A 19,955-nucleotide genomic window follows, 5' to 3' on the forward strand; every position below is an offset into this window, starting at 1 on the left:
GGGCGGCGCTCTTTAGACTGCTGCCCTTCGTTTTTTTCTTCCCATTTCGCGAGCAGGGTCGATGCCGACTGCCTTTCCCCCAGATTCCGTTGGCCTGGTGACGCCCGAGGTGTTGCAGTTCGCCGCGCCCCTGGCGCTGGCGTGCGGGCGCAGCCTGGCCGACTATCAGCTGATCTTCGAGACCTATGGCCGGCTGAACGAGGCACGCAGCAACGCCGTGCTGATCTGCCATGCCCTGTCCGGCCATCACCATGCCGCCGGCTATCACAGCCCGGACGACCGCAAACCGGGCTGGTGGGACAGCTGCATCGGCCCGGGCAAGCCCATCGATACCAACAAGTTCTTCGTCGTCAGCCTGAACAACCTCGGCGGCTGCAACGGCTCGACCGGCCCCTCGAGCCTCAACCCCGCCACGGGCAAGCCCTATGGCGCGGACTTCCCGGTGATGACGGTGGAGGACTGGGTACACAGCCAGGCGCGCCTGGCCGACGCCCTGGGCATCGCGCAATGGGCCGCCGTGATCGGCGGCAGCCTCGGCGGCATGCAGGCCATGCAGTGGACCATCAGCTACCCCGAGCGGGTGCGCCACTGCCTGGCGATCGCCTCGGCGCCCAAGCTGTCGGCGCAGAACATCGCCTTCAACGAAGTGGCGCGCCAGGCCATCCTCACCGACCCGGAGTTCCACGGCGGGCACTTCCAGGAACAGGGCGTGATCCCCAAGCGCGGCCTGATGCTGGCGCGCATGGTCGGCCACATCACCTACCTGTCGGATGACGCCATGGGCGAGAAATTCGGCCGCGGCCTGAAGAGCGAGAAGCTCAACTACGACTTCCACAGCGTCGAATTCCAGGTCGAGAGCTACCTGCGCTACCAGGGCGAGGAGTTTTCCGGGCGCTTCGACGCCAACACCTACCTGCTGATGACCAAGGCCCTGGACTACTTCGACCCGGCCGCCGAGCACGATGGCGACCTGGCCAAGACCCTGGCCAAGGCCAGCGCCGACTTCTGCGTCATGGCCTTCACCACCGACTGGCGCTTTTCCCCGGCGCGCTCGCGGGAGATCGTCGACGCACTGATGGCCGCGCGCAAGAACGTCTGCTACCTGGAGATCGACGCGCCCCAGGGCCATGACGCCTTCCTCATGCCGATCCCGCGCTACCTGCAGGCCTTTTCCAGCTATATGAACCGAATCCAGGTGTAACCCCGCCATGCGTGCAGATCTCGACATCATCCAGGAGTGGATTCCCGCCGGCAGCCGCGTGCTCGACCTCGGCTGCGGCGACGGCGAACTGCTGGCCTGGCTGGGCGAACACAAGGCGGTCAGCGGCTACGGCCTGGAGATCGACCCGGACAAGATCGCCCGCTGCATCGAGCGCGGCGTCAATGTGGTGGAGCAGAACCTCGACGAGGGCCTGGGCAACTTCGCCAGCGACAGCTTCGACGTGGTGGTGATGACCCAGTCGCTGCAGGCCCTGCATTTCCCCGACAGGGTCCTGGCGGAGATGCTGCGGGTCGGCCGCACCTGCATCATCACCTTCCCCAACTTCGGCCACTGGCGCTGCCGCTGGTACCTGGCCAGCAAGGGGCGCATGCCGGTCTCCGACTTCCTGCCCTACACCTGGTACAACACGCCGAACATCCACTTCTGCACCTTCGAGGACTTCGAGCGCCTGTGCCACGCGCAGCACGCCAGCATCCAGGAGCGCCTGGCGGTCGACCGCGACCATCGCCACGGCTGGGCCAGCCGTATTTGGCCTAATCTGTTAGGTGAGATCGGCATCTACCGAATCAGCGGGCCCACCGCCCTGGAAACGCCGCCGGCCGGCTGAGCCGCCCGCCCTTCCGGGCCCAACCTTGCAGGAGAGCCACCATGCGCCGCATCGCCATTCTGTTTATCGCCCTGTGCCTGAGCCTGCCGGCGCTTGCCGAACGCAAGCAAAGCTTCGGCGAGCTGGACGTGCACTACATCGCCTTCAACTCCAGCTTCCTCCAGCCGGATATCGCCGCCGCCACCGGCCTGGTACGCAGCAAGCGCCAGGGTGTGGTCAACATCTCCGTGCTCAAGGCCGGCGCGGCCATGGCCGCCAGTGTCGACGGCGAGGTGAAGAACCTGCTCGGGCAGAGCCACCCGCTGAACTTCAAGCAGGTCAACGAAGGCTCGGCGATCTATTACCTGGCGCAGTTTCCCTTCGAGAGCCGCGAGGTGCTGCGCTTCTCCATCAACGTCAAGGCCGGCGACGGCGTCGCCCACAGCTTCGACTTCAGCCAGGAATTCTTTCCGGACGAATGATGCCCATCAGCGAACTCGTACTCGCCAGCCATAACGCCGGCAAACTCAAGGAACTCCAGGCCATGCTCGGCGACGCCGTGCGCGTACGCTCGGTCGGCGAGTTCAGCAGCGTCGAGCCGGAAGAAACCGGCCTGAGCTTCATCGAAAACGCCATCCTCAAGGCCCGCCACGCCGCCCAGGTATCCGGCCTGCCGGCCCTGGCCGACGATTCCGGCCTGGCGGTGGACGCCCTCGGCGGCGCCCCGGGGATCTACTCGGCGCGCTACGCCGACGGGCAGGGCGATGCGGCCAACAACGCCAAGCTGCTCGAAGCCCTGCGGGACGTCCCGGATGAACAGCGCGGCGCCCAGTTCGTCTGCGCCCTGGCCCTGCTGCGGCACGCCGAAGACCCCCTGCCGATCCTCTGCGAAGGCTTGTGGCACGGGCGCATCCTGCACCAGCCGCGCGGCGACCAGGGCTTCGGCTACGATCCGCTGTTCTGGGTCGAGGAGCGTCAGTGCGCCAGCGCCGAACTGGCACCGGCGCAGAAGAACCAGCTGAGCCACCGCGCCCGCGCCATGGCCTTGCTCAAGCAGCGCCTGGGGCTCGTATGAGCACCGCCGCCGGCGGGGGCTTTCAGCTCCCGCCACTCGCGCTCTACATCCATATTCCCTGGTGCGTGAAGAAGTGCCCCTACTGCGACTTCAACTCCCATGCCGCCGGCCCGACGCTGCCGGAACAGGCGTACGTCGACGCCCTGCTGGCCGACCTCGATGAAGAATTGCCGCAGGTCCATGGTCGCCCGCTGACCTCGATCTTCTTCGGTGGCGGCACCCCCAGCCTGTTTTCCGCCCAGGCCCTCGGCCGCCTGCTGGAGGGGGTCGAGCGCCGCGTGCCGTTCGCCCCCGACATCGAGATCACCCTCGAGGCCAACCCCGGCACCTTCGAACAGGCCAAGTTCGCCGCCTACCGCGCCCTCGGCATCAATCGCCTGTCGATCGGCGTGCAGAGCTTCCAGGCCGACAAGCTCCAGGCCCTGGGGCGTATCCACGACGGCGTTGAAGCGATCCGCGCCGCCGACATGGCCCGCGCCGCCGGCTTCGACAATTTCAACCTGGACCTGATGCACGGGCTGCCCAATCAGTCGCTCGACGACGCCCTGAGCGATCTGCGCACCGCCATCGCCCAGGCGCCGACGCACCTGTCCTGGTACCAGCTGACCCTGGAACCGAATACGGTGTTCTGGAGCCAGCCGCCGACGCTGCCGGAAGACGACATCCTCTGGGACATCCAGGAGGCCGGCCAGGCGCTGCTGGCCGAGCACGGCTACGCCCAGTACGAGGTGTCGGCCTATGCCCAAGCGGGCCGGGCGGCGCGGCACAACCTCAACTACTGGACCTTCGGCGACTTCCTCGGCATCGGCGCCGGCGCCCACGCCAAGCTGAGCAGCCCGCAGGGCATTATCAAGCGCAGCTGGAAGACCCGCCTGCCCAAGGACTACCTGGATGCAGACAAACGCTTCAGCGCCGGCGAGCGACTGCTGGAGGCCGACGAGTTGCCCTTCGAGTTCCTGATGAACGTGCTGCGCCTCACCGACGGCGTGGCCAGCGAACTGTTCAGCGCGCGCACCGGCCTGCCGCTGGCGATGCTCGCCGGCGCCCGCGCCGAGGCCGAGCGCCGCGGCCTGCTGCACCGCGACCCGGCACGACTGAGCGCGACCCGCGAGGGTCAGCTGTTTCTCAACGACCTGCTGCAACACTTCCTGCCCTGACCGACTATTCGTGCGCCCGCGGCGCTAAGGACCCCGCATGGACCTGCTACTCGAGCTGATCGCCACCCTCTCGCGCTGGAGCCGTGGCCATCTGTACGACATCTCCCTGGCGATCATGGCCACCCTGTTCGTGCTGTTCGGCCCGGGGATCAACGCCTGGGTGCAGCGCAGCATCGGCAATCTCAACTTCTTCCTGCGCACGCTGATCTTCGTGCTGGTCTGCGCGGTCGGCTACGGCCTGGCGATCGTCTTCCTCACCCCCTGGCTGTCCCAGGGCCTCGGCCACTTCAACAACTACACCCTGGCGCCGGTGCTGCTGCTGGTGTTCTTCCTGATCGGCGTGCTGGCCGATCGCAACTAGCCCCGCCAGCCCGCCGCCAATTCCCTGCGCACAAGAAAAAGCCGCCTGAAGCGGCGGCTTGTTCAGTGCGGCGAGCCCGGCCTCAGTTGCCGACGCGGCGCAGCGCCTGCGGGGTGAAGTCGCGCGGCCCCAGCTCCGCAGCGAAGTCGTACATCGGCTCGTTGTTGTCCATGCCATCGACGAAGTAACGCCCGCTCTCGAGGTCGTAGAGGGCCTCCAGGGTGCTGCCGAACATCGGCACCTCGTAGTAGCTGATCGGGTGGCTCTCCTGCAGGCCGACCAACTGGCCGGCATCGTCGTACAGGTCGACCGCGAGGATCTGCCAGCTGTCCTCGTCCAGATAGAAACGCCGCTTGGCGTAGGGGTGGCGGAAGCCCTTGCGCAGCTCCGCCTCGACCAGCCATACGCGGTGCAGCTCATAGCGCAGCAGCCCGGGATTGACCGTGTTGCGCTGCAGGATACTGTCGTAGGGGATGCCCTGCTGGTGCACCGCATAGCTGTTGTAGGGCACCAGCAGCTCGCGCTTGCCGAGCAGCTTCCAGTTGTAGCGATCCGGCGCGCCGTTGTAGGTGTCGACCATGTCGGCGGTGGCCATGCCGTTGGTGTCCGGCTGCGGGCTGTCGTAGGCCAGCATCGGCAGGCGCCGCACGCGGCGCTCGCCGCGACTGAAGCGCCAGGCCTTGCGGATCGCCAGGACCTGGTCGAGGGTCTCCTGCACCAGCAGCGCCGAACCGGCCAGCTTGGCCGGGGCGACGACCTTGTAGCGGTAATGGAACAGGGTGTTGTCCAGGTCCTGCGGGCTGACGCCTTCGCGGCCATAACGGAAATACACGTCGCGCTCCAGCTTGAGCAGGGTGTAGGCGCCATTGGCCAGCACCGCCGCCTGGTTGGTGACCATGCTGACCTGCTCACCGCGGTAACGCATGATGTGGTTCCAGATCGCCTGCTGGCCATTTTCCGGCAGCGGGAAGGGCACTCCGGCCGCGACCCCGGCGACGCCGTTGCCGCCGGAGATCAGCTCGGCGTTCTGCGCGTTGAAGCGGGTGGCGTCGTAGATACGCTGCGGCGCCGCGGCGCTGCGGCGGGTCGGATAGACACGCAGGTAGTAATCGGGATGCCGCGCCAGCAGCGCCTGGTGCCCCGCCGACAGGCGAGCGCGGTACTGCTCGAGATTACCGCCGTCGACCTGGTACCGCGGGGCGTCGCCGGCGTAGGGGTCGGGGTGGTGCATCCCGGGCCGATAGCCGGCCGGTGGCTGGGCCAGCCCACCCTGCCAGGCCGGGATGGTGCCCTCTGCATTGCCTGCCCGCTCGCCGCCCAGCGGCGTCAGGTCCTGGCCCAGGCGGGCGGCCTGGGCAGCGTCCAACTTGGCCTGCGCCGGCAGCGCCAGGGTCGCCAGCAGCAGCAGTGAAAGTGTTCGCAACACAACATTCTCCTCGCGGCGCCGTCGAGCGGGCGCCGCCTTTTATTATTTCGCGCTAAAGAGGCTGCGCCTTATCGGAGTCATCACGGTGAGGAGCCGTCCTGGCGTCGGGTGGTCCCGATCATCTGCCATCGTCCCGATGGCGGCGCCGTGGAGCCAGCGCCGATAGTCTGGTGCGTGCGATTCAGGCGCTGCGCTGGAACTTGAGGTCCCACACGCCGTGCCCGAGGCGCTCGCCGCGGCGCTCGAACTTGGTGATCGGCCGCTCCGGCGGCCGCGGCACGTAGTCCCCGTCCGCCGCCAGGTTGTGATAACCCGGCGCGGCCTGCATCACCTCGAGCATGTGCTCGGCATAGGGCTGCCAGTCGGTGGCCATGTGCAGCACGCCGCCGACCTTGAGCTTCTGCCGCACCAGTTCGGCGAAGGCCGGCTGGACGATGCGGCGCTTGTGATGACGGGCCTTGTGCCAGGGGTCGGGGAAGAACAGCAGCAGGCGATCGAGGCTGGCGTCGGCCACGCACTGGCGCAGCACCTCGAGGGCATCGCAACTGTAGACCCGCACATTGCTCAGGTTCTGGGTCATCAGGCCGTTGAGCAGGGCGCCGACACCCGGCCGGTGCACCTCGACGCCGATGAAGTCCTGCTCCGGAGCGGCGGCGGCCATCTCCAACAGGGAGTGACCCATGCCGAAGCCGATCTCGAAGGTGCGCGGCGCGCTGCGGCCGAACACCTGGTCGAAATCCGGCGCGCCGGCCTGCAGTTCCAGGCCGAACTTCGGCCAGCCCTGGTCCAGGCCACGCTGCTGGCCTTCGGTCATCCGTCCGGCGCGCATGACGAAGCTCTTGATGGTGCGCAGGTGGCGCTGTTCCTCGGCCGGTGCCGAGGGATCGTGGGATTCAGTCATCGGGGGCTCTTAAGAACGATGGGGCTTGGGGCGGCCACAGATCAACGGATCAGGCCTTCCAGTGGCGACGAGGCACTGGCATAGAGTTTTTTCGGCATGCGCCCGGCCAGGTAGGCCAGGCGTCCGGCCTCGATGGCGTACTTCATCGCCTCGGCCATCAGCACCGGGTTCTGCGCATGGGCGATGGCGCTGTTCATCAGCACCGCTTCGCAGCCCAGTTCCATGGCGATGGTCGCGTCGGAGGCGGTACCCACGCCGGCATCGACCAGCACCGGCACCGTCGCCTCTTCGAGGATGATGCGCAGGTTGTAGGGGTTGCAGATGCCCAGGCCGGTGCCGATCAGGCCGGCCAGCGGCATCACCGCGATGCAGCCCATGTCGGCCAGCTGGCGGGCGATGATCGGATCGTCGCTGGTGTAGACCATCACGTCGAAGCCATCCTTGACCAGCACTTCGGCGGCCTTGAGGGTTTCGATGACGTTGGGGAACAGGGTCTTCTGGTCGGCCAACACCTCCAGCTTGACCAGCTTGTGGCCATCGAGCAGCTCGCGGGCCAGGCGGCAGGTGCGCACGGCCTCGTCCGCGTCGTAGCAACCGGCGGTGTTCGGCAGAATGGTGTAGCGCTCCGGCGAGATCACCTCGAGCAGGTTCGGCTCGCCGGGATTCTGGCCGATATTGGTGCGGCGCACGGCAACCGTGACGATCTCCGCTCCCGAGGCCTCGATGGCCGCGCGGGTTTCGTCGAGGTCCTTGTACTTGCCGGTGCCGACCAGCAGGCGCGACTGGTAGGTGCGGCCGGCCAGGGTGAAGGGCTTGTCGCTGCGAACGTGGCTCATCGAAGACTCCTCGGGACTAATGACGGGGGACGGGGCGGCGGGCTCAGCCGCCACCGATGGCATGCACCACTTCGACCCGGTCACCGTCGCGAAGCGCGGTACTGGCGTGCTGGCTGCGTGGCACGATGTCCAGATTGAGCTCGACCGCAATGCGCCGGCCGGCCAGGTCCAGACGGCCGAGCAGGTCGGCGACGGTCTGGCCATCGGGCAGCTCGAATGCTTCACCGTTCAACTGAATGCGCATGACGGAGCGGTCACATCTTGAGAAAGGGACGGCATTCTAGCCCGATCATCGGCGCCGACCAAGGCTAAAGGGCGCCATTCGTCCAGCTTTCCTGACGCGCGGGTCAGGTCAGGCGAAGGGCCGCCAGCGCCAGGCACAGCCAGCCGCCGAGAAAGGCCAGGCCACCGAAGGGGGTGACGATGCCAAACCTGCCGTAGCCGCTCAGGGCCAGCAGGTACAGGCTGCCGGAAAACAGCAGGATGCCCAGGGCGAACAGCCCCCCGGCCAGGTTGACCAGGCGCCCGGGCGCCTGCAGGGCCAGCAGGGCGACGCCGAACAGGGCCAGGGCATGGATCAGCTGATAGTGGCTGCCGGTCTGGAACACCGCCAGGTGGTCGGCGCTGAGCCGAGCCTTCAGGCCATGGGCGGCGAAGGCGCCGAGGGCGACCCCGGTGAATCCGGCAAAAGCGGCCAGCAACAACCACAGACGAGCCATGCGTCACTCCAGACATTTCGAAGGCGGCCGCTATAATGGCCCGCCAACCCCCTCCCGGCCAAGCTCCCATGTTCCGCTCCATCCGCCGCCAACTGCTGAAACTGCTGCTCTACTTCATGGCCGCCACGGCCGTGCTGGTCCTGCTGTTTCGCTGGGTGCCGCCGCCAGGAACGGCGCTGATGGTCGAGCGCAAGGTGCAATCCTGGGTCAATGACCAGCCGATCGACCTGCAACGCACCTGGCGCCCCTGGCGCGAGCTGCCCGACGACCTCAAGCTCGCGGTGATCGCCGCCGAGGACCAGAAGTTCGCCGAGCACTGGGGCTTCGATGTCGCGGCGATCCGCGCGGCACTCAGCCACAATCGCCAGGGCGGCTCGTTGCGCGGCGCCAGCACGCTGAGCCAGCAGGTGGCCAAGAACCTGTTCCTCTGGTCCGGCCGCAGCTGGCTGCGCAAGGGCGTGGAGGCCTGGTTCACCGCGCTGATCGAGCTGCTCTGGCCGAAGCAGCGGATTCTCGAGGTCTACCTCAACAGCGTCGAATGGGGTGAAGGGGTGTTCGGCGCCGAAGCCGCGGCCCGGCACCACTTCGACAAGGGCGCGCCCTACCTGTCACGCCAGCAGGCCAGCCTGCTGGCCGCGGTACTGCCTAACCCGCGCCAGTGGAGCGCCAGCCGACCGAGCAGCCGGGTCAGCCGCCGCGCCGCCTGGATTCGCCAGCAGATGTGGCAGCTGGGGGGAAGCCACTACCTCAATCAGCTGCGAGGCGCGCGCCCGGACTGGTGGCCCGTCTGGCTGTGAGCACAGACAGCCGCCGGTAGTCCAACCGGCTCAGCGCGAGCCCAGGACCCGCTGTGGCACAGCCTGCAGCACGCGCAGCCGCTCACCGTCGGCATGGGCGGTCAGGCCCAGTTGCGGGTAGACCCAGGCCTCACCGTCGTCCAGCTGCAGGCGCAGGCGCGGCTGACCGAGACTGCTGGCCAGGCGCGCGGCCGGCACTGCATCCTGCGGCTCGAGAGTCAGCCCGACGATGCCATGACCGCCCAGCTGCGCGACGAGCTGTGCAGCAAGCGGTTGCTCGGCGTCTTCCGCCCCCAACCCGGCCGCCGCCATCAGACTGCTGCGCTCGGTCTCGCTCAGCGCCAGCTCCGCCTCCAGGCGCCAGGGCACGCCGGCGTCCAGCCACTCGCCGCGGTAGAGCAGGCGCGCGCCCTGCGGCCGCGGCTGCAACCACAGCTCGCCGGCGACCAGGACACTCAACTCCGCCAGACGCAGGCGCTCATCGGCCAGCGGCTCCAGCACCAGGACCTGCCACTCGGCCAGCCAGGGCAGCGGCTCGTCCGGCGGGGGCGTGCGCACCAGAAAGGCGCCCCAGGCGAAGAACAGCAGGGCGACGGCGGCAAACACCAGCCATTGCCGGGGCCCGAGGGGTGGCAACTTCACGGCTAATCTCCAGGCAGAAAAAAGCCGCACCCGGGTGCGGCTTGTTCAGGTGCGGCGCTCAGGCGGCGATCGAGCCCTTGAGCTTGTTCATCGCATTCTTCTCCAGCTGGCGGATGCGCTCGGCGGAGACATTGTACTTGGCGGCCAGGTCGTGCAGCGTGGCTTTCTCCTCGGCCAGCCAGCGCTGGTAGAGGATGTCGCGACTGCGCTCGTCGAGCCCTTCCAGCGCTTCGTGCAGGTTGGCGGTGGCGCTGTCGCTCCAGTCGGCATCCTCCAGCTGACGCGCGGGGTCGTAACGGTGGTCTTCCAGATACTGGGCCGGCGACTGGAAGGCGCTGTCGTCGTCGGCATCGTTGGCCGGATCGAAGGCCATGTCGTGGCCGGTCAGGCGACTCTCCATCTCGCGCACCTCGTGGGGCTCGACGCCCAGGCTTTCCGCCACCGCATGCACTTCGTCGTTGTTCAGCCAGGCCAGCCGCTTCTTCTGGCTGCGCAGGTTGAAGAACAGCTTGCGCTGCGCCTTGGTGGTGGCGACCTTGACGATGCGCCAGTTGCGCAGGATGAACTCGTGGATCTCGGCACGGATCCAGTGCACGGCGAAGGACACCAGGCGCACGCCCATTTCCGGGTTGAAGCGCTTGACCGCCTTCATCAGGCCGACGTTGCCTTCCTGGATCAGGTCGGCCTGGGCCAGGCCATAGCCGGAATAGCTGCGGGCGATGTGCACGACGAAACGCAGGTGGGCCAGCACCATCTGCCGGGCGGCCTCGAGATCCTGCTTGTAGTAGAGGCTCTCGGCCAGCTCGCGCTCCTGCTCCGGCGTCAGCAGCGGGATGCTGTTGACCGCGTGCACGTAAGCCTCCAGGTTGGCGCCTGGGACTAGGGCATGAACAGGTTGCAAGGACGTTGACATTTGAACCCTCCGACTCACGAAACGCGTGCAGTGTAGCACTGCGCAATACGACTAGGAACGCGTATACAAGTTCCGTTACAGATAGTCAATATTAAAGAAATCAATCAGTTACTACCTGGGCGCGAGCTCGCTCAAATGGCGTGCGACGGCCAGCCAGGCGCCGATGTAGCCCAGCAGCACCGCACCGAGCAGCAGCGACAGGCCATCGGCCGTGGGCACCCCGGCCAGGGCGAAGTCGCTGCCATACAGACCGGCTAGGCGCACCACGGCATCGTTCAGCCAGCCCAGGCCATAGGCCAGCACCAGCCAGGCCAGCAGCCCGGCGCCGAATCCATACAGCGCGCCCATATAGAGGAAGGGCCGGCGCACGTAGCTGTCGGTGCCGCCGACCAGCTTGATCACCTCGATCTCGGTCCGGCGATTCTCGATGTGCAGGCGAATGGTGTTGCCGATCACCAGCAGCAGGGCCAGCACCAGCAGCAGGGTCAGGCCGAAGACGAAGCGGTCGCCCAGGTTGAGGATCGCCGTCAGGCGCTCGACCCAGAGCAGATCGAGCTGGGCCTGCTGCACCTTGGGCAGCTCGGCCAGGCGCAGACGCAGGGCCTCCAGGGTGGCCTTGTCGATTTCCTTGGGGGTGACCAGCACCACGCCCGGCAGGGGGTTTTCCGGCAGTTCCTTGAGCGCCTCGCCGAGCCCGGACTGCTGCTGGAACTCGTCCAGTGCCTGTTCGCGGCTGATCCACTCGGCCTCGGCGACATCCTCCATCGCCGCGATCAGCTCGCGCAGGCCCTCACCCTCGACCTCGCTGGCGTCGATCTGCAGGAACAGGGAGATCTGCGCCGCGCGCTGCCAGGAGCCGCCGAGGCGCTCGACGTTATCCAGCAGCAGGGCCAGACCCATCGGCAGGCTCAGGGCAACGGCCATCACCAGGCTGGTGAAGAAGCTGCCGATCGGCTGCTTGGCCAGGCGGCGCAGGCTGTCGGCCAGGCTGGCGCGGTGACTCTCCAGCCAGGCATGCAGCTGGGTACGGAAATCCGGCCCCTCGTCGGCGGACGTGTGCTCGGTCTTCTTCGGTGCCGCGCCGACACGCTGGGCCGGCTGTGGTGGCGGAATGCGCGTGGCGCTCATCAGACTGCCTCCCCGTCGCCGATCAGGCGGCCGCGTTGCAGGGTCAGCATGCGGTGGCGCATGCGCGCGATCAGGGCCAGGTCGTGGCTGGCGATCAGCACGCTGGTGCCGAGGCGGTTGATGTCTTCGAACACGCCCATGATCTCCGCCGCCAGGCGCGGGTCGAGGTTGCCGGTCGGTTCGTCGGCCAACAGCAGGGCCGGGCGATGGACGATGGCGCGGGCGATGCCGACGCGCTGCTGCTGGCCGGTGGACAGGTCGCCGGGAAACAGCTCGACCTTGTCCGACAAGGCCACCCGCTCCAGCGCGGCGCCGACCCGCTGGCCGATCTCCGCCTTGCCCAGGCCGAGGATCTGCAACGGCAGGGCGACGTTGTCGAACACGCTGCGGTCGAACAGCAGCTGATGATTCTGGAACACCACACCAATCTGCCGGCGCAGGTAGGGAATCTGTGCGCTGGTGATCTGCGCCAGGTCCTGCCCGGCCAGCAGCAACTTGCCGCTGGTCGGCCGCTCCATCGCCAGCAGCAGGCGCAGCAGGGTGCTCTTGCCGGCACCGGAATGGCCGGTGACGAACAGGAACTCGCCGCGGCGCACGCGAAAACTCAGCTCGTGCAGCCCGACGTGACCGTTGGGGTAACGTTTACCGACCTGCTCGAATCGAATCATCCCTATTTCTCCGCGAACAGCGCCTGGACAAAGGCCTCGGCCTCGAAGGTGCGCAGGTCGTCGATGCCTTCGCCGACGCCGATATAGCGGATCGGCAGGCCGAACTGCTTGGCCAGGGCGAAGATCACCCCGCCCTTGGCAGTGCCGTCCAGCTTGGTCAGCACCAGGCCGCTGAGGCTGACCGTCTGGTTGAACTGCTTGGCCTGGTTGATGGCGTTCTGCCCGGTGCCGGCGTCCAGCACCAGCAGCACTTCGTGGGGCGCGCTGTCATCCAGCTTGCCGATCACCCGACGGACCTTCTTCAGCTCCTCCATCAGGTTGTCCTTGGTGTGCAGGCGCCCGGCCGTATCGGCGATCAGCACGTCCATGCCGCGCGCCTTGGCGGCCTGCACGGCATCGAAGATCACCGAGGCGGAGTCGGCGCCGGTATGCTGGGCGATCACCGCGATCTGGTTGCGCTCGCCCCACACCTGCAACTGCTCCACCGCAGCGGCGCGGAAGGTGTCGCCGGCCGCCAGCATCACCTTGTTGCCGTCCAGCTGCAGCTTCTTCGCCAGCTTGCCGATGGTGGTGGTCTTGCCGACGCCATTCACCCCGACCACCAGGATCACATAGGGGCGCTTGGCGTGGTCGATGTGCAGGGGCTGCTCGACCGGCTTGAGCAGCGCGGTCAGTTCTTCCTGCAGGGCCTTGTACAGCGCGCCGCTGTCGGTCAGCTGCTTGCGCGCGACCTTCTGGGTCAGGCTCTGGATGATCGCGGTGGTGGCCTCGACGCCGACATCGGCCATCAGCAGGCGGGTCTCGATCTCGTCGAGCAGGTCGTCGTCGATCGCCTTCTTGCCGAGGAACAGGCTGGCCATGCCCTCGCCGAGGCTGGCGCTGGTCTTCGACAGGCCCTGCTTGAGGCGGGCGAACCAACCGCCCTGGTTGTCGCCCGGCTTGGCCTGCTCGACTGGCGGCGCGACCACGGGGGCGGGCGGCGCGACCGGCTCGGGCGCCGGCGTCGGCAGCGGGGTGTGCAGCACCTCGCTACCGGCATTGATGCGAAAGCGCGAGGCGCTGGGCGCTGCGGCTGGCGTCGACGCCGGTGCCGGTGCCGGTGCCGATTGCGGAGCGGCCGGCGCCTCAGGCAGGTAGCCGGTGGTTGGCGCAACAGGCGCCGCAGGCGCCTCGGCTGCTGGCGGCGCCTCAGCGGCAGCGGCCTGGGGCGACGGCTCAGCGGCCGCGGCCACGGTGCTATCGGCAGGCGGAGCAACCGGCGCCGCTGCCGGTTCGGCCACTGGCGGCGCTGGCGCCACGTCGGCCGCAGGGGCCGGCTCGGGGGTGGCCGGTGCGGCGGCGTCGGCAGACGCCTGCGGCTTCTTGCGCAGCCAGCCGAACAGGCCCTTCTTTTCCGCGGCTTGATCCGCGCCTTTCTCGGCAGATTGCTCGGCCGCGGGTGCGGCGGGAGTCTTCTTGTCGTCGTTGGAACCAAACATGGAGGACGGCTATCTCAAAGGAGCGACGCGCCGATAGGCAGGTCTGAAAACATCGCAAAGGCTGGGCAGGCAAACCCACACGACGCTGCGCAGCGGTTTTCAGCAGGCTTAACAGGCATGGCCGCCAGTAAAACGGATGAGTATCCTAGCACCTCCGCGCCCGCCGACGCTAAGTTCAAGCGGGCCGCCCGACAGGTCGACAGTTAATGAATATGATTGCCCGCCGCGCCGTCGGCGCAGTCCTCGGCGCGCTCTGTATGCCGCTGATGGCACTCGCCGCCGCCCCCCAACCGACCCACGAATTCAGCCTGGACAATGGCCTCAAGGTCATAGTCCGCGAAGACCACCGCGCGCCGGTGGTGGTTTCCCAGCTCTGGTACAAGGTCGGCTCCAGCTACGAGACGCCCGGCCAGACCGGCCTGTCCCATGCCCTGGAGCACATGATGTTCAAGGGCAGTCGCAAGCTTGGTCCCGGCGAGGCCTCGCGCATCCTGCGCGAGCTGGGCGCCGAGGAGAACGCTTTCACCAGCGACGACTACACCGCCTACTACCAGGTGTTGGCGCGCGATCGCCTGGCCGTGGCCCTGGAGCTGGAGGCCGATCGCCTGGCCAGCCTCAAGCTGCCGGCCGACGAGTTCCAGCGCGAGATCGAGGTGATCAAGGAGGAGCGCCGCCTGCGCACCGACGACAAGCCGTCGAGCAAGGCCTACGAACGCTTCAAGGCCATGGCCTACCCCGCCAGCGGCTACCACACCCCGACCATCGGCTGGATGGCCGACCTCGAACGCATGAACATCGAGGAGCTGCGCGCCTGGTACCAGGCCTGGTACGCGCCGAACAACGCCACCCTGGTGGTGGTCGGCGATGTCACGGCCGATGAGGTCAGGACGCTGGCCGAGCGCTACTTCGGCCCCATTCCGCGGCGCCCGGTGCCAACCGCCAAGGCCCCGCGCGAGCTGCCGGCACCGGGCGAGCGACGCCTCACCCTGCACCTGAAGACCCAGTTGCCTAACCTGCTGATGGGCTTCAACGTACCGGGCCTGGCCACCGCCAGGAACCCGCGCCAGGTGCATGCCCTGCGCCTGATCGCCGCCCTGCTCGACGGCGGCTACAGCGCACGCTTGCCGACGCGCCTGGAGCGCGGCGAGGAACTGGTGTCCGGTGCGTCCGCCTGGTACAACGCCTACGCCCGCGGCGACAGCCTGTTCGTGCTGTCCGCCACGCCCAACGTGCAGACCGGCAAGACCCTGGAGCAGACCGAGGCCGGCCTGTGGCGCGAGCTGCAGGACCTGCAACAGACTCCGCCCTCCGCCGAGGAGCTGGCGCGGGTGCGCGCCCAGGTGATCGCCGGGCTGGTCTACGACCGCGACTCGATCACCAGCCAGGCCACCACCATCGGCCAGCTGGAAACCGTCGGCCTGTCCTGGAAGCTGATCGATCAGGAACTGGCCGAGCTGGAGGCCGTGACCCCGGCCGATATCCAGCATGCCGCACGCACCTTCTTCACCCGCGACCGCCTCAGCGTCGCCCATGTCCTGCCCGAGGAGGCGCGCAATGAGTGAACGCAACGGTCTACGCTACGGCCTGCTCGGCCTGGCACTCGCAGCGCTGCTGGCGGTCCTGCTGCTGGTGGTCGCCTCCGACCACAGCGCCGCACCCGTGCCTGCTGCGGTCGCCAACAGCAAGCTCGAGTCCCTCGCCGAACTGAACGGCCAGGCGCCGACGCGCCGCGACCTGCAGATCCAGACCTGGCGGACGGCCGAAGGCGCCAAGGTGCTGTTCGTCGAGGCCCGCCAGTTGCCGATGTTCGACCTGCGCCTGCTCTTCGCCGCCGGCAGCAGTCAGGATGACGGCGTGCCCGGCCTGGCCATGCTGACCAACGCCATGCTCAACGAGGGCGTGCCGGGCCTGGATGCCGGTGCCATCGCCGCCGGCTTCGAGAACCTCGGCGCGCAATTCGGCAACGGTTCCTACCGCGACATGGCGGTGGCCAGCCTGCGCGCCCTCAGCGCCCCGGAGATCCGTGAGCCGGCACTGCGCCTGTTCGACCAGGTGGTAGGCCAGCCGAGCTTCCCCGAGGACGCCCTGGCGCGGATCAAGAACCAGGTGTTGGCGGGCCTCGAGTACCAGAAGCAGGACCCGGGCAAGCTGGCCAGCCTGGAACTGTTCCAGCGTCTGTACGGTGAGCATCCCTATGCCCACCCCAGCGACGGCACCGAGCAGTCGATCCCCTCGATCGACCCCGAGCAGCTGCGCGCCTTCCACGCCAAGGCCTATGCCGCCGGCAACGCGGTGATCGCCCTGGTCGGCGACCTCTCGCGCAGCGAAGCCGAGGCCATGGCCGCCCAGGTCTCGGCGGCGCTGCCGCAAGGGCCGGCGCTGCCGCGCATTGCCCAGCCGGAGTCACCGCAGCCCGGCAGCAGCCACATCGACTTTCCCTCCAAGCAGACCCATCTGATGCTCGCCCAGCTCGGCATCGACCGCCGCGACCCCGACTACGCCGCGCTCTACCTGGGTAACCAGGTCTTCGGCGGCGGCGGCTTCGGCTCCCGCCTGATGGAAGAGGTGCGCGAGAAACGCGGACTGACCTACGGCGTCTATTCCGGCTTCAGCGCCATGCAGGCGCGCGGCCCGTTCATGATCAACCTGCAGACCCGCGCCGAGCTCAGCGCCGGCACCCTGCAACTGGTCAAGGACCTGCTGCGCGAGTTCCTGGAGCAGGGCCCGACGCAGAAGGAACTGGACGACGCCAAGCGCGAACTGGCCGGCAGCTTCCCGCTTTCCACCGCGAGCAATTCGGCGATCGTCGGCCAGCTCGGCACGATCGGCTTCTACGACCTGCCGCTGGATTATCTGGAGACCTTCGTGGCCCAGGTCCAGGCCCTGAGCGTCGAACAGGTCAAGGCGGCGATGGCCAGGCACCTCGACCCCGAGGCCCTGGTGATCGTCACCGCCGGACCGAGCGTGGCGCAGCAGGAACTGCCGCCACCGACGGACAAACCCAGCGAAGCGCCTGCCGGCGTACCGGAGCACTGATGCGCAGAGTCACCGCCAAACCCGCCAAGGCCCACGGCGGCCAGGGCCAGCTGCGCATCATCGGTGGCCAGTGGCGCTCGCGCCGCTTCGCCTTCCCCGATGGCCCGAGCCTGCGCCCGACCCCCGACCGCGTGCGCGAGACGCTGTTCAACTGGCTGGCGCCCTATGTCGAAGGGGCACGGGTGCTCGACCCTTTCGCCGGCAGCGGCGCGCTGTACCTGGAGGCCCTGTCGCGTGGCGCCAGTAGCGCCCTGGCCCTGGACCTCAACCCGGACTCGGTGGCCGCCCTGCGCGGCCACCTGCAGACCCTGCGCTGCGAGCATGGCCAGCTGCTGCAGGCCGACGCCCTGGCCTACCTGCAGCAGCAGCCGGCCACGCCCTTCGACCTGGTATTTCTCGACCCACCGTTCCACCAGGGGCTGCTGTCGCCCATCTGCACCCTGCTGGAGGAGCGCGGCTGGCTCGGCGCCGACGCCTGGATCTACAGCGAGAGCGAAACGCCGCCCTCAACCCTCGGCCTGCCGGGCAACTGGCGGCTGCACCGGGAGAAGCAGGCCGGTCAGGTGTACTACGCACTGTGGCACCGCGGCGCCTAGGGCGATGACGCCACCCCGGCGGTACACTGCGACATGAGCACGAACTTCACCCCCGCCTGGTGGCTGCCCGGCCCGCACCTGCAGACCCTGTGGAATCCGCTGTGCCGCAAGCCGGCGGCGCTGCGGCGCCGGCGTGAGCGCCTGTGGCTGGCGGACGGCGATTTCCTCGACCTCGACTGGCACGGCCCGCACAGCGCCAGCGCGCCCCTGGTACTGGTGCTGCACGGGCTGACCGGCTCGTCCGACTCGCGCTATGTGGTGGGGCTGCAACTGGCCCTGGCCGCCCAGGGCTGGGCGAGCGTGGCATTGAACTGGCGCGGCTGCTCCGGGGAACCCAACCTGCTGCCGCGCGGCTACCACTCCGGCGCCAGCGAGGACCTGGCGGAAACCGTGCGCCATTTGCGCGCCCAGCGGCCACAGGCGCCGCTCTATGCGGTCGGCTATTCCCTGGGCGGCAACGTGCTGCTCAAGCACCTCGGCGAAGCCGGCAGCGACAGCCAGTTGCGCGGCGCGGTGGCGGTGTCCGTGCCGTTTCGTCTGGACCAGTGCGCCGACCGCATCGGCCAGGGCTTCTCACGGGTCTACCAGGCGCACTTCATGCGCGAGATGGTCGCCTACGTGCGCAGCAAGCAGCGCCTGTTCGCCGACCTGGGCCAGGCCGATCGCCTGTCGACCCTGGAGCAGCTCGGTCCGCTGGACGGCATGCGCACCTTCTGGGACTTCGACGGCCGCATCACCGCGCCGCTGCACGGCTTCAGCGATGCCCAGGACTATTACCAGCGCTCGTCGAGCCGCTACTTCCTCGGCCGTATCCACACCCCGACCCTGATCATCCAGGCCGCCGACGACCCCTTCGTGTTCCGCCACAGCCTGCCGGAACCGAGCGAGCTGGCGCCGAGCGTGCAGTTCGAGCTGCACGCCCACGGCGGTCACGTCGGCTTCGTCGACGGCTCGCCGCGACGCCCGGGCTACTACCTGGAGCGGCGCATTCCGCAGTGGCTGGCCGCCAGGCGCGGCGACCAGTAGCTGGTCCCCGCCGCCGACTAGCGACTAAGCATAAAGGTCTCGTATTCGAGATCGTCGAGGGAGCGGGTCAGGCGCGCCAGGCCGAGCAGCACGCAGGCCAGCAGGGACAGGGTAAAGCCATAGCCGAAGAAGCTCGGCCCCAGGTACTGGCTGAGGGCGGTCAGCGCGCCGTTGAGCACCACGAACAGCAGGCACAGCTGCATGACGATGACGCGCTTGTCGAGGTAGAAGAACACGTTGAGCAGGGCCATGAACACCACCTGGACGCTGACGCCGATCAGGTCGACGTAGAACAGCGGCAGGTAGTAGGAGGAGATCCCCAGCCACTCCAGCAACTGCGGCCCGAGCAGGAACAGCAGGACCACGGTCAGCCCCTGGACCTTGCAGATCTCCAGCAGGCCCTGGCGGATCGCCAGGATCATCTGCTCCTTCAGCTGGCCGATGTGCTGCAGGGTTTCGCCACCGCGGATCGCCGCATAGACCCGCTCGTACCACTCGGCGAAGTCGGTTTCGATGCGCACCAGGAACACCGCCATGCCGGGAATGATCGCCAGGTAGGCGAGGAAGATCGGCAGGTCGTAGAGGATCGACGCACGCAGCGGGCCGATCACCGCGTCCGAGGTGTGCGGGTTGAACCAGAAGAAGAACTTGTCGATCCAGATGCCCAGGTTGTAGCACAGGCCGGTCACCACCAGGCTGACGAACACCTGGCGCCGGTCGAGGAAGTCGAACGCCACCAGGCGCGGCGCCGGGTACTCGCGCAGGATGTCGAACAGGAACATGAACAGCAGGCTGGCGTGGCCGATCAGCAGCGCCAGCAGCAAACCGTCCATCTTCATGAAACGCAACAGCAACGCGCAGACCACCATCAGCGAATAACCCGCCAGCATCACCAGCAGGATGCGGTTATAGGCCTTCATCCCGGACAGGAAGATGATCACCAGCCACAGGTTGCACAACACCACGAAATTGGCCAGCACCAGCAGGCGGTAGAGCAGCGGCTGGTCGAACAGCAGCGCCAGGATGAGCACCGCCAGCGCCCCCGACGACAGGGTCACCAGCAGGAGGATGCCGACCAGGTTGGGCAGGATCAGGTCGCTGCGCTTCTCGAACAGCCGGTCGGAGATGAAGCGGGTGAAGAACAGCTGGGCGCCGCCGGTGAAGATCAGCGAGCCGGCCATCAGGTAGGTGACCGTCACTAGGAACTGGCGGATGAGGATTTCCGGCACCACCACGCCCAGGCTCAGCACGCCGATCAGCATCACGCTGATGATCGACAGCACCCAGGGCCCGGAGCTGATCAGGCCGGCGTAGACGTAGGCGCGCAGGGTGGCCGAGTAGGAGTCACGGGCGAGGATCTTGCGCAGTTCGAAACCGATTCCGGCCAT

General features: G+C 67.8%; 22 protein-coding genes. 11 read left to right on the forward strand and 11 right to left on the reverse strand.

All coding sequences use genetic code 11. The features are described 5' to 3' along the window. Window positions 1–61 precede the first annotated feature (61 nt). Genes LPB260_RS18820 through LPB260_RS18845 form a run of 6 tightly spaced genes read left to right on the forward strand, consistent with a single transcriptional unit; the run spans window position 62 to window position 4,401 of the window. Window positions 62–1,201, forward strand: coding sequence for a homoserine O-acetyltransferase (locus tag LPB260_RS18820; RefSeq protein WP_208707323.1), 1,140 nt, complete (start codon window positions 62–64; stop codon window positions 1,199–1,201). Between the two features lie 7 nt (window positions 1,202–1,208). Next, window positions 1,209–1,829: a methionine biosynthesis protein MetW gene (gene metW, locus LPB260_RS18825; protein WP_208707324.1), complete on the forward strand. Its 621-nt coding sequence runs from the start codon at window positions 1,209–1,211 to the stop codon at window positions 1,827–1,829. A 41-nt stretch (window positions 1,830–1,870) separates the two neighbouring features. After that, the gene (locus LPB260_RS18830) at window positions 1,871–2,290 is read left to right on the forward strand and encodes a DUF4426 domain-containing protein (protein ID WP_208707325.1); all 420 of its coding nucleotides are present in this window, start codon (window positions 1,871–1,873) and stop codon (window positions 2,288–2,290) included. Continuing rightward, entirely contained in the window at window positions 2,287–2,883 is a 597-nt protein-coding gene (gene rdgB, locus LPB260_RS18835; protein ID WP_208707326.1) for an RdgB/HAM1 family non-canonical purine NTP pyrophosphatase, read from the forward strand. The genes LPB260_RS18830 and rdgB overlap by 4 nt, the downstream gene beginning before the upstream one ends. After that, the gene (gene hemW / locus LPB260_RS18840; RefSeq protein ID WP_208707327.1) at window positions 2,880–4,040 is read left to right on the forward strand and encodes a radical SAM family heme chaperone HemW; all 1,161 of its coding nucleotides are present in this window, start codon (window positions 2,880–2,882) and stop codon (window positions 4,038–4,040) included. The genes rdgB and hemW overlap by 4 nt, the downstream gene beginning before the upstream one ends. A gap of 37 nt (window positions 4,041–4,077) precedes the next feature. Further along, window positions 4,078–4,401: a DUF3392 domain-containing protein gene (locus LPB260_RS18845; protein ID WP_208707328.1), complete on the forward strand. Its 324-nt coding sequence runs from the start codon at window positions 4,078–4,080 to the stop codon at window positions 4,399–4,401. Window positions 4,402–4,483: 82 nt separating this feature from the next. Here the strand turns inward: LPB260_RS18845 and LPB260_RS18850 are convergent, their stop codons facing one another. The 5 genes from LPB260_RS18850 to LPB260_RS18870 form a co-directional block, all read right to left on the reverse strand. Further along, entirely contained in the window at window positions 4,484–5,827 is a 1,344-nt protein-coding gene (locus LPB260_RS18850) for a DUF1329 domain-containing protein (RefSeq protein ID WP_208707329.1), read from the reverse strand. Between the two features lie 181 nt (window positions 5,828–6,008). Next, window positions 6,009–6,680 carry a tRNA (guanosine(46)-N7)-methyltransferase TrmB gene (gene trmB, locus LPB260_RS18855; RefSeq protein ID WP_218281535.1) on the reverse strand — a complete coding sequence of 224 codons (672 nt, stop codon included), beginning with the start codon at window positions 6,678–6,680 and terminating at the stop codon, window positions 6,009–6,011. An 89-nt stretch (window positions 6,681–6,769) separates the two neighbouring features. Beyond that, window positions 6,770–7,564 carry a thiazole synthase gene (locus tag LPB260_RS18860; protein WP_208707331.1) on the reverse strand — a complete coding sequence of 265 codons (795 nt, stop codon included), beginning with the start codon at window positions 7,562–7,564 and terminating at the stop codon, window positions 6,770–6,772. Window positions 7,565–7,607: 43 nt separating this feature from the next. Beyond that, the gene (gene thiS / locus LPB260_RS18865; RefSeq protein ID WP_208707332.1) at window positions 7,608–7,808 is read right to left on the reverse strand and encodes a sulfur carrier protein ThiS; all 201 of its coding nucleotides are present in this window, start codon (window positions 7,806–7,808) and stop codon (window positions 7,608–7,610) included. 103 nt (window positions 7,809–7,911) lie between these two features. After that, window positions 7,912–8,283 (reverse strand): DUF423 domain-containing protein, encoded by a 372-nt coding sequence (locus LPB260_RS18870; RefSeq protein WP_208707333.1) that lies wholly within the window; start codon window positions 8,281–8,283, stop codon window positions 7,912–7,914. 68 nt (window positions 8,284–8,351) lie between these two features. Here LPB260_RS18870 and mtgA point away from each other — a divergent pair, with 68 nt between their 5' ends. Beyond that, window positions 8,352–9,080, forward strand: a complete 729-nt coding sequence (gene mtgA / locus LPB260_RS18875) for a monofunctional biosynthetic peptidoglycan transglycosylase (protein WP_208707334.1) — start codon at window positions 8,352–8,354, stop codon at window positions 9,078–9,080. Between the two features lie 30 nt (window positions 9,081–9,110). Here mtgA and LPB260_RS18880 read toward each other — a convergent pair whose 3' ends face one another. The 5 genes from LPB260_RS18880 to ftsY all read right to left on the reverse strand — a co-directional run bounded on the left by LPB260_RS18880 (window position 9,111) and on the right by ftsY (window position 13,909). After that, window positions 9,111–9,722 carry a hypothetical protein gene (locus LPB260_RS18880; RefSeq protein WP_208707335.1) on the reverse strand — a complete coding sequence of 204 codons (612 nt, stop codon included), beginning with the start codon at window positions 9,720–9,722 and terminating at the stop codon, window positions 9,111–9,113. Between the two features lie 58 nt (window positions 9,723–9,780). Then, complete coding sequence (rpoH, locus tag LPB260_RS18885) at window positions 9,781–10,635, reverse strand: RNA polymerase sigma factor RpoH (RefSeq protein WP_208707336.1); 855 nt, start codon at window positions 10,633–10,635, stop codon at window positions 9,781–9,783. Between the two features lie 111 nt (window positions 10,636–10,746). Then, window positions 10,747–11,763, reverse strand: coding sequence for a permease-like cell division protein FtsX (gene ftsX / locus LPB260_RS18890; protein WP_208707337.1), 1,017 nt, complete (start codon window positions 11,761–11,763; stop codon window positions 10,747–10,749). Then, on the reverse strand, window positions 11,763–12,431 hold the full coding sequence (ftsE, locus tag LPB260_RS18895) for a cell division ATP-binding protein FtsE (RefSeq protein WP_208707338.1): 669 nt from the start codon (window positions 12,429–12,431) through the stop codon (window positions 11,763–11,765). The genes ftsX and ftsE overlap by 1 nt, the downstream gene beginning before the upstream one ends. Window positions 12,432–12,433: 2 nt before the next feature. Next, entirely contained in the window at window positions 12,434–13,909 is a 1,476-nt protein-coding gene (gene ftsY, locus LPB260_RS18900; protein ID WP_208707339.1) for a signal recognition particle-docking protein FtsY, read from the reverse strand. A gap of 206 nt (window positions 13,910–14,115) precedes the next feature. On the opposite strand from ftsY, the gene LPB260_RS18905 reads away from it, so the two are divergent. Genes LPB260_RS18905 through LPB260_RS18920 form a run of 4 tightly spaced genes read left to right on the forward strand, consistent with a single transcriptional unit; the run spans window position 14,116 to window position 18,567 of the window. Further along, window positions 14,116–15,471 (forward strand): pitrilysin family protein, encoded by a 1,356-nt coding sequence (locus tag LPB260_RS18905; protein ID WP_208707340.1) that lies wholly within the window; start codon window positions 14,116–14,118, stop codon window positions 15,469–15,471. Further along, window positions 15,464–16,945 (forward strand): pitrilysin family protein, encoded by a 1,482-nt coding sequence (locus LPB260_RS18910; protein ID WP_208707341.1) that lies wholly within the window; start codon window positions 15,464–15,466, stop codon window positions 16,943–16,945. Before LPB260_RS18905 ends, LPB260_RS18910 begins: the two co-directional genes overlap by 8 nt. Further along, window positions 16,945–17,541 carry a 16S rRNA (guanine(966)-N(2))-methyltransferase RsmD gene (gene rsmD, locus LPB260_RS18915; RefSeq protein ID WP_208707342.1) on the forward strand — a complete coding sequence of 199 codons (597 nt, stop codon included), beginning with the start codon at window positions 16,945–16,947 and terminating at the stop codon, window positions 17,539–17,541. The genes LPB260_RS18910 and rsmD overlap by 1 nt, the downstream gene beginning before the upstream one ends. 33 nt (window positions 17,542–17,574) lie before the next feature. Then, window positions 17,575–18,567, forward strand: coding sequence for a hydrolase (locus tag LPB260_RS18920; protein WP_208707343.1), 993 nt, complete (start codon window positions 17,575–17,577; stop codon window positions 18,565–18,567). A 17-nt stretch (window positions 18,568–18,584) separates the two neighbouring features. Here the strand turns inward: LPB260_RS18920 and pelG are convergent, their stop codons facing one another. Further along, window positions 18,585–19,955 (reverse strand): exopolysaccharide Pel transporter PelG, encoded by a 1,371-nt coding sequence (pelG, locus tag LPB260_RS18925; protein ID WP_208707344.1) that lies wholly within the window; start codon window positions 19,953–19,955, stop codon window positions 18,585–18,587.

This window comes from Pseudomonas sp. LPB0260, assembly GCF_013388395.1.

What these genes read in the sequence shown, in the direction of transcription:
- LPB260_RS18830 (WP_208707325.1), top strand. Translation starts at nt 1,871, where the DNA reads ATGCGCCGCATCGCCATTCTGTTTATCGCCCTGTGCCTGAGCCTGCCG.
- LPB260_RS18870 (WP_208707333.1), bottom strand. Translation starts at nt 8,283, where the DNA reads ATGGCTCGTCTGTGGTTGTTGCTGGCCGCTTTTGCCGGATTCACCGGG.
- hemW (WP_208707327.1), top strand. Translation starts at nt 2,880, where the DNA reads ATGAGCACCGCCGCCGGCGGGGGCTTTCAGCTCCCGCCACTCGCGCTC.
- ftsX (WP_208707337.1), bottom strand. Translation starts at nt 11,763, where the DNA reads ATGAGCGCCACGCGCATTCCGCCACCACAGCCGGCCCAGCGTGTCGGC.
- LPB260_RS18910 (WP_208707341.1), top strand. Translation starts at nt 15,464, where the DNA reads ATGAGTGAACGCAACGGTCTACGCTACGGCCTGCTCGGCCTGGCACTC.
- rdgB (WP_208707326.1), top strand. Translation starts at nt 2,287, where the DNA reads ATGATGCCCATCAGCGAACTCGTACTCGCCAGCCATAACGCCGGCAAA.
- thiS (WP_208707332.1), bottom strand. Translation starts at nt 7,808, where the DNA reads ATGCGCATTCAGTTGAACGGTGAAGCATTCGAGCTGCCCGATGGCCAG.
- metW (WP_208707324.1), top strand. Translation starts at nt 1,209, where the DNA reads ATGCGTGCAGATCTCGACATCATCCAGGAGTGGATTCCCGCCGGCAGC.
- ftsE (WP_208707338.1), bottom strand. Translation starts at nt 12,431, where the DNA reads ATGATTCGATTCGAGCAGGTCGGTAAACGTTACCCCAACGGTCACGTC.
- LPB260_RS18860 (WP_208707331.1), bottom strand. Translation starts at nt 7,564, where the DNA reads ATGAGCCACGTTCGCAGCGACAAGCCCTTCACCCTGGCCGGCCGCACC.
- LPB260_RS18920 (WP_208707343.1), top strand. Translation starts at nt 17,575, where the DNA reads ATGAGCACGAACTTCACCCCCGCCTGGTGGCTGCCCGGCCCGCACCTG.
- LPB260_RS18845 (WP_208707328.1), top strand. Translation starts at nt 4,078, where the DNA reads ATGGACCTGCTACTCGAGCTGATCGCCACCCTCTCGCGCTGGAGCCGT.
- rsmD (WP_208707342.1), top strand. Translation starts at nt 16,945, where the DNA reads ATGCGCAGAGTCACCGCCAAACCCGCCAAGGCCCACGGCGGCCAGGGC.
- LPB260_RS18820 (WP_208707323.1), top strand. Translation starts at nt 62, where the DNA reads ATGCCGACTGCCTTTCCCCCAGATTCCGTTGGCCTGGTGACGCCCGAG.
- rpoH (WP_208707336.1), bottom strand. Translation starts at nt 10,635, where the DNA reads ATGTCAACGTCCTTGCAACCTGTTCATGCCCTAGTCCCAGGCGCCAAC.
- ftsY (WP_208707339.1), bottom strand. Translation starts at nt 13,909, where the DNA reads ATGTTTGGTTCCAACGACGACAAGAAGACTCCCGCCGCACCCGCGGCC.
- mtgA (WP_208707334.1), top strand. Translation starts at nt 8,352, where the DNA reads ATGTTCCGCTCCATCCGCCGCCAACTGCTGAAACTGCTGCTCTACTTC.
- LPB260_RS18905 (WP_208707340.1), top strand. Translation starts at nt 14,116, where the DNA reads ATGAATATGATTGCCCGCCGCGCCGTCGGCGCAGTCCTCGGCGCGCTC.
- pelG (WP_208707344.1), bottom strand. Translation starts at nt 19,955, where the DNA reads ATGGCCGGAATCGGTTTCGAACTGCGCAAGATCCTCGCCCGTGACTCC.